Genomic DNA, 6,793 nt, shown 5'->3' with positions numbered 1-6,793 from the left:
AAAGCCGTACGCCCCACCAATGTGATGGGCGCTTCAAAAAGGCTGGCTGAATTAGTCTTGCAGGCCTTTGCCAGTAAGTATGACAGTACCGGTTTTTGTATGGTGCGCTTCGGCAATGTACTGGGTTCCTCCGGCTCAGTGGTGCCTTTGTTCCGTCACCAAATTCTTACTGGCGGCCCAGTTACCGTTACCCATAAAGATATTATCCGTTATTTTATGACCATCCCCGAGGCCGCACAGCTAGTGCTGCAGGCCAGTGCCATGGGTAAGGGTGGTGACGTTTTTGTACTGGATATGGGCGAGCCGGTACGTATCGTTAACCTGGCTCGTCGCCTGGTTCGCCTAATGGGCAGTGAAGTTAAAGACAAAACTCACCCCAAAGGTGATATCGAAATCCAATTCACCGGCTTACGCCCCGGTGAAAAGCTCTATGAAGAACTACTACTGGGTGATAACGTCACCGGCACCGGCCACCCCAAAGTGATGCGGGCTGAAGAATCGCTGTTGTCCGAAGAGGATATTGATCGCTATGCCGCCCAGCTAAAAGACGCATGCGATAATAATGACTGCGAAGCTATCCAGCAGATTTTGCAAAATGCCGTGGCAGAGTTTGACCCCAAAGATGGTATATCCGACGCCATTTGGACCCGCCGTGTTGAAAATGGCCTGATAGAGGCCGCTTTACCTGATGACAATGTCGTCACCGGTAACTTTCCGAAAGCCACCTGATCAGGCCCATAGTATTCATAGAGCGAATGGTGATCATTGGGCCAATCCCCTTATGGCGCCCCGATAACTATAGATTTTCTGTGAGGTGGCGAGTAAAATTTTGCCACTTTTGACCTAAGTTATGACAATTTTGTTGATATTCGCCCTTTTTAATTAATCCTTACGATCTTTCTATGCAAGCTGAAAGCGCACTAACCGCCGCTGAGCCTATCCTGGCTGATATAACCCCAGCCATCATGCCGGCAGAGCAAAGGCTGCCGCTTAAAATTTGCTTGCTAGGCTACCGCAGCCAACCCTACGGCGGCGGGCAGGGCATCTATATTAAATACCTCAGCAAAGCCCTGGTCGAAGCGGGCCATCAGGTTGATGTGATGTCCGGGCAACCTTACCCCCATGTAGACCCGCGGGTTAACTTAATCAAAATGCCGGGAATGAATTTATTTGAAACGGGTTTGGGTTCTTTAACGTTTTCCCACCTGCGCTCCATGACCAATATTATTGAATGGACGGGTAAACTCACCGGCGGCTTTGTCGAGCCCCACTGTTTTGGTCGCAGGGTTTTTAAGCATCTCAAAAAGCATGGCCGTCACTACGATATTATCCATGACAACCAGTGTCTAAGTTGGGGCATGTTAAAGCTGCAAAAAAAAGGTTTCCCACTGGTAACTACCATTCACCATCCCATTACTAGTGATTTACAAATTGCCCTAAACGCCGCTACCAATTGGAAAGCGCGGCTGTTAATAAAACGCTGGCATTCATTTTTAACCATGCAGAAAAAAGTCGCCAAACGCTTAGATAATGTAGTGACAGTTTCTGAGCGCTCGCAAAAAGATATTGCCTCGGCCTTTGACCTTAAGCCTTCAGATATTAGCCTGGTCTATAACGGCATTGATACCGAAGAATTTCGACCCATGCCCGCCGTGGTTAAAAAGCCTTTTCGTATTATGGCTACCGCTTCTGCAGATGCGCCGCTAAAAGGTGTGCGCTATTTATTAGAGGCCGTAGCGGAACTTGCCAGGCAATATCCTCAGTTAGAATTGTTAATGGTTGGCCAGCCGCAGGCGGGTGGAGCTACAGAGCGCTTAATTAAAAAACTAAAACTGACTGACCGCATTATCTTTGTCAGCGGTATTTCTACAAAACAACTAGCCACTCATTATGCCGAAGCGCAAGTGGTTGTTATTCCTTCAGTCTATGAAGGTTTTGGTTTGCCCGCCGGTGAAGCGATGGCCTGCGGTGTGCCTGTTGTTTCTACTGATGGTGGCGCGCTACCGGAAGTAGTGGGTGATGCAGGCATCATTGTGCCAGCAAAGGACAGTCAGGCGATTGCCATAGCAGTAGCAGAGTTACTGGATAACTCCGACAAGCGTGATGCGATGTCAGCTGCTGGCCGCCAGCGTATAGAACAACTGTTTTGCTGGACCCGAGCCGCCCAACAAATGACCGATTACTATACCCAGGTGTTAGAGGGAAATACCAACCATGCAAACGGTTAATTTTAAATACCTGCCCCTACAGTCCGGCGAAACTATTTTAGACTTGGGCTGCGGCGAAGGTCGCCATGTTATTTCCGCGTATTTGCAGCAAGACGTCACTTCCATTGGCGTTGATCTTAGTGTGAATGATTTGCGCACTACCCGGGAAAAGTTCCAACCGTTTTTCGAGCCAAACAATACTAACAAAAGCTTCGGCCTGTCAGCGGCTAACGCATTACAATTACCCTTTGCCGACAACACCTTTGATAAAGTGATTTGTTCAGAAGTTCTGGAGCATATCCCTGACTTTGCAGGCGCATTAAAAGAAATTGAGCGGGTCTTAAAACCCGGCGGATTATTCTGCGCCAGCGTACCCCGCACCTGGCCCGAAAAAATCTGCTGGTATTTTAGCGATGCCTATCACAATGTAGAGGGCGGTCACCTGCGCATTTTTGAAGCCAGTAAACTCAAAGCCCAGATTGAAGAATTAGGTTTTACTTCACTTCACAAACATTGGGCCCATGCACTGCATTCACCATTCTGGTGGCTTAAATGTGTATTCTGGAAGACTCAAGATACCAATTGGCTGATCAAACAATACCACCGTTTTTTAGTCTGGGACTTAATGGATAAACCGTTATTTACTCGCACTCTTGAGCGTATCCTCAACCCCATTATGGGCAAAAGTGTGGTGATGTATTTTAGGAAGGAAAGCAACGCATGAGTGGTGTCTTTTTATCAAAGGGATTATTCCCGTCAGAATTTTTCCAGCCGACCATAGATTTTATTTTAAATTGCCAGCAGGCCGACGGCTCCATTCCCTGGTTTGAAGGCAGTTATGCTGACCCATGGGACCATACCGAAGCGGCTATGGCATTATCGATTGGGGGTGAGTGGGATGCAGCTGCCAAAGCCTACCAATGGCTGGCGGATACCCAATTAGACGATGGCAGTTGGTGGGCGGCCTATAAAGCCGGTGAAATTGATAATGGCGAACGCCGTGAAAGTAATTTTGTGGCCTACATTGCCACCGGTGTTTGGCATCATTACTTAATTACCCACAACAAAAACTTTTTGAAAAGCATGTGGCCAATGGTTGAGCGTGCCATTGAGTTTGTACTAAGCCTGCAATCAGAGCACGGCGAAATCCAGTGGGCAGTAAAACCCAATGGCTCGCCAAAAATGGATGCATTAATTACCGGTTGCTCATCGATTTATAAAAGCCTTGAGTGCGCGATTAATATTGCTGTCACCATGGGTGAAGACAGTGCAGAGTGGGTAGCAGCCAGAGAGCGATTAGGTGATGCCTTACGCAATAAGCCAGAGCGCTTTGACCGCACCTGGGAAAGTAAAGCGCGTTACTCTATGGATTGGTTTTACCCGGTACTAACCGGCGTATTATCACAGCCTCAATCACAGGCCCGACTTAAAGAACGTTGGGATGAATTTGTTGAAGAGAACCTGGGTTGCCGCTGCGTATCCGATGAACCCTGGGTGACCGTTGCGGAGTCCTGCGAACTCACCATGGCTTTATTAGCTGCCGGTGATCATGCCAGAGCGGTGAATGTTTATAGTTGGTTACACCAATGGCGTTTAGAAGATGGTTCTTACTGGACGGGTTATCAATTCGCCCAGGATGTTTTATGGCCCGATGAAAAACCGACCTGGACTGCCGGTGCTATTATCTTAGCGGCGGATGCTCTAACCGAGTACACCCCGGCGGCAAAGTTGTTTACTGAAGTGTGCTTGTTAAATCAAGAAAAACAAAACCTACAAGCACAAACACACTTAAAATAATTAACAATCCCTGTCATTCCCGCGAAGGCGGGAATCCAGCCTGCATGCTGCTATTTCCGCAAAAGCGGAAATCTTCAGTGCTGGGTTCCCGCCTTCGCGGGAATGACGGTTTACAACTTCCGTAATAAACCCAAAGTATTCACCACTTCAATTTCCTCAAACAAACCCGAAGCCAAAGCCAACCGATAAATCGTAATTGGAGCCTGCCCACCTTCATCCGGGTTGGGAAATAAATCATGAATCGCCAAAATCCCACCGGGCATCACATGACTGGCCCAACTTTGATAATCGGTTTTGGCGGCTTCCATACTGTGCCCGCCATCAATAAACACCATCGACAAGGGCGTATGCCAGCCACGGCAGGCCAAGCCTGAAGGGGCAACAATAGGGATAACGGTATCTTCCAAATCCGCTGCCCGCATATTTTTACGAAATTCTTTAAAGGTATCCATCAAGCCAGCGCCATCATCATAAAGGTCAGGGTCGTGGTACTCTTCACCCAATTGATGCTCCTCAGAGCCCCGATGATGGTCCAGCGCATATAAAACACCACCAGCTTTTTTACAGGCGGTACCGATATACACTGTAGACTTGCCACAGTAGCTGCCTATCTCTAACACCGGCGCTTGAGGGGATAGCTCTAGTGCTGCGTTATACAATGCAGCCGCTTCATCTTTCGCAAGAAAGCCTTTTACCTGGTCAATATCAATAGCGAGTTCAATCGTCATAGTCTGTGATTACCTAATAAAAAATAGCCGGCAAGATACCACATAAACCCAATGGATCTAAAGATCACAAGCCACCGTCATTCCCGCGAAGGCGGGAATCCAGCGCTGTAGATTTCCGCTTTAGCGCAGATAACAGCATAATCATGCAGGCTGGATTCCCGCCTTCGCGGGAATGACGATGAGGGATTTTTAGCCTTATGTTATGATGCGCCAAAATTAATGACTTTCTATTATCCAGGAACCCGCCACCCATGAAACTATCCATGCCTCGTTTTGATCAAGCCCAAGTATTGGTGGTGGGCGATGTGATGCTCGACCGTTATTGGCATGGTGGCACCTCAAGGATTTCCCCTGAGGCACCGGTACCGGTGGTCAAAGTTGAGCAAAAAGAAGACCGCCCGGGCGGGGCAGCCAATGTCGCGTTAAATATTGCAGCATTAGGGGCAGGGGTGTCCTTAACCGGTTTGGTGGGCAAGGATGAGGCCGCCGTAGCGTTGTCTGAAACCCTTTCCGCGGCTCAAGTACACAGTGATTTCCAAGTGATAGAGAGTCACCCGACCATCACCAAACTACGGGTGATCAGTCGCCATCAGCAATTAATCCGTATGGATTTTGAAGACAGCTTTAGCCCAGCCGATGCCCAGTCACTATCCGCCAGGGCCCAGCAGTTATTGCAAGCGGGTATTGGCGCAATGATCTTATCAGACTATGCCAAAGGCGCATTGGATGATCCCCAGCCCTTAATTCAAGCGGCAAGATCAGCAGGTATCCCAGTATTAGTCGATCCCAAAGGCACCGATTTTTCACGCTATAACGGCGCCACGCTGTTAACTCCCAACCTTCACGAGTTTGAAACCATTGTTGGCCCCTGCGCCAACGAAGAAGAATTGGTGAGTAAAGGCGAGCAGCTAATGCAGGCGCACAACTTACAAGCCCTGTTAGTGACCAGAGGCGAGCAGGGCATGACCCTGTTGCGCCCCAATGAGCCCGAATTGCATTTACCGGCCCGTGCCCGGGAAGTCTTTGATGTGACCGGTGCCGGCGATACCGTGATCTCAGTACTGGCCGCTTCCTTAGCCGCCGGCGAACCCTTACCGCAGGCGGTGGCCCTGGCCAACCTTGCCGCCAGTATCGTAGTGGCCAAACTGGGTACCGCTGCTATTAGCGCACCTGAACTACGCCGCGCAGTGCAAGCGGAAAAAGGTTCTGAACGTGGAGTGCTAAGCCTCGAACAATTACAGATAGCCCTGCAAGATGCCCGCGCCCACGGCGAAAAGGTTGTCTTTACCAATGGCTGCTTTGATATTTTGCACCCCGGCCATGCCGGTTATTTAGAACAGGCCCGCGCTCTGGGTGATCGCCTCGTCGTCGCCGTTAATGGCGATGATTCGATTTCACGTCTTAAAGGCCCCGGCAGACCGATTAATCCGGTAGAAAGCCGCATGTCCTTATTGTCCAAGCTGGAGTCGGTTGACTGGGTTATTTCCTTTGACACCGATACCCCCGAAGAACTACTGGAAGCCCTGCGCCCGGATATCCTCGCCAAAGGCGGTGATTACGATAAGCAAAGCGTAGTGGGCTGGGAAATCGTCGAAGGCTATGGCGGAGAAGTTAACGTACTCACCCTATTTGATAATTTCTCCACCACCGCCATCGTAGAGAAAGTGTTAGATAAAAACCAATAATCCACCCATCCCCTGTGACAATATGTCACATTCAGTTCCCCATCATCCCCTGATAGGATGCGCTCACTTTTACCATCTCAGGGGTTATTATGCCGTTTTTACGCTCTTTATCCGTTTCTATTCTTGCTCTTTCACTGGGGTCTGCCGCCCTGGCTGGTGAGTCTCACTCATCACACCGTGCCGATAGCCACGGCCCAATTGGTGTCATGGGCGAGCATATGCATAAAGAAGGGGAGTGGATGTTCTCCTACCGTTATATGTTAATGGAAATGGATGGCAACCTTGACGGCAGCAGCGGCGTTAGCACCGATGATATATTAGAAGACTATATGGTCGCCCCGGAAAATATGACCATGGAAATGCATATGCTGGGTGC

At 49.3% G+C, this 6,793-nt stretch carries 6 protein-coding genes and 1 pseudogene; 6 read left to right on the top strand and 1 reads right to left on the bottom strand.

Annotation, left to right across the window (positions count from 1 at the left end; genetic code table 11):
• The 4 genes from P8H32_RS06690 to P8H32_RS06675 all read left to right on the top strand — a co-directional run.
• Positions 1 to 729: polysaccharide biosynthesis protein (locus P8H32_RS06690; protein ID WP_301088848.1), on the top strand; the 729-nt coding region annotated here is incomplete at its 5' end.
• Positions 730 to 902: 173 nt separating this feature from the next.
• Positions 903 to 2,228: a glycosyltransferase family 4 protein gene (locus P8H32_RS06685; protein ID WP_301088846.1), complete on the top strand. Its 1,326-nt coding sequence runs from the start codon at positions 903 to 905 to the stop codon at positions 2,226 to 2,228.
• Complete coding sequence (locus tag P8H32_RS06680) at positions 2,215 to 2,931, top strand: class I SAM-dependent methyltransferase (protein ID WP_301088844.1); 717 nt, start codon at positions 2,215 to 2,217, stop codon at positions 2,929 to 2,931. Before P8H32_RS06685 ends, P8H32_RS06680 begins: the two co-directional genes overlap by 14 nt.
• Positions 2,928 to 4,004 (top strand): prenyltransferase/squalene oxidase repeat-containing protein, encoded by a 1,077-nt coding sequence (locus P8H32_RS06675; RefSeq protein WP_301088842.1) that lies wholly within the window; start codon positions 2,928 to 2,930, stop codon positions 4,002 to 4,004. The genes P8H32_RS06680 and P8H32_RS06675 overlap by 4 nt, the downstream gene beginning before the upstream one ends.
• Positions 4,005 to 4,114: 110 nt before the next feature.
• On the opposite strand, the gene P8H32_RS06670 is transcribed toward P8H32_RS06675, so the two are convergent.
• Positions 4,115 to 4,732 carry a class I SAM-dependent methyltransferase gene (locus tag P8H32_RS06670; protein ID WP_301088840.1) on the bottom strand — a complete coding sequence of 206 codons (618 nt, stop codon included), beginning with the start codon at positions 4,730 to 4,732 and terminating at the stop codon, positions 4,115 to 4,117.
• A gap of 251 nt (positions 4,733 to 4,983) precedes the next feature.
• Between P8H32_RS06670 and hldE the strand changes: the two genes are divergently transcribed.
• Both hldE and P8H32_RS06660 read left to right on the top strand, forming a co-directional pair.
• Complete coding sequence (hldE, locus tag P8H32_RS06665; protein ID WP_297292257.1) at positions 4,984 to 6,417, top strand: bifunctional D-glycero-beta-D-manno-heptose-7-phosphate kinase/D-glycero-beta-D-manno-heptose 1-phosphate adenylyltransferase HldE; 1,434 nt, start codon at positions 4,984 to 4,986, stop codon at positions 6,415 to 6,417.
• 89 nt (positions 6,418 to 6,506) lie between these two features.
• Positions 6,507 to 6,793 (top strand): annotated as a pseudogene (locus tag P8H32_RS06660) (hypothetical protein); the annotation flags it as partial.

The organism is Oceanicoccus sp. (genome assembly GCF_029238675.1).
In the GTDB taxonomy this organism is placed as follows: Bacteria; Pseudomonadota; Gammaproteobacteria; order Pseudomonadales; family Dasaniaceae; genus Oceanicoccus.
Note: the sequence above shows the minus strand (reverse complement) of the source record. Positions and strands in the feature narration are given on the sequence as shown.

What these genes read in the sequence shown, in the direction of transcription:
- P8H32_RS06685 (WP_301088846.1), top strand. Translation starts at nt 903, where the DNA reads ATGCAAGCTGAAAGCGCACTAACCGCCGCTGAGCCTATCCTGGCTGAT.
- P8H32_RS06680 (WP_301088844.1), top strand. Translation starts at nt 2,215, where the DNA reads ATGCAAACGGTTAATTTTAAATACCTGCCCCTACAGTCCGGCGAAACT.
- P8H32_RS06675 (WP_301088842.1), top strand. Translation starts at nt 2,928, where the DNA reads ATGAGTGGTGTCTTTTTATCAAAGGGATTATTCCCGTCAGAATTTTTC.
- P8H32_RS06670 (WP_301088840.1), bottom strand. Translation starts at nt 4,732, where the DNA reads ATGACGATTGAACTCGCTATTGATATTGACCAGGTAAAAGGCTTTCTT.
- hldE (WP_297292257.1), top strand. Translation starts at nt 4,984, where the DNA reads ATGAAACTATCCATGCCTCGTTTTGATCAAGCCCAAGTATTGGTGGTG.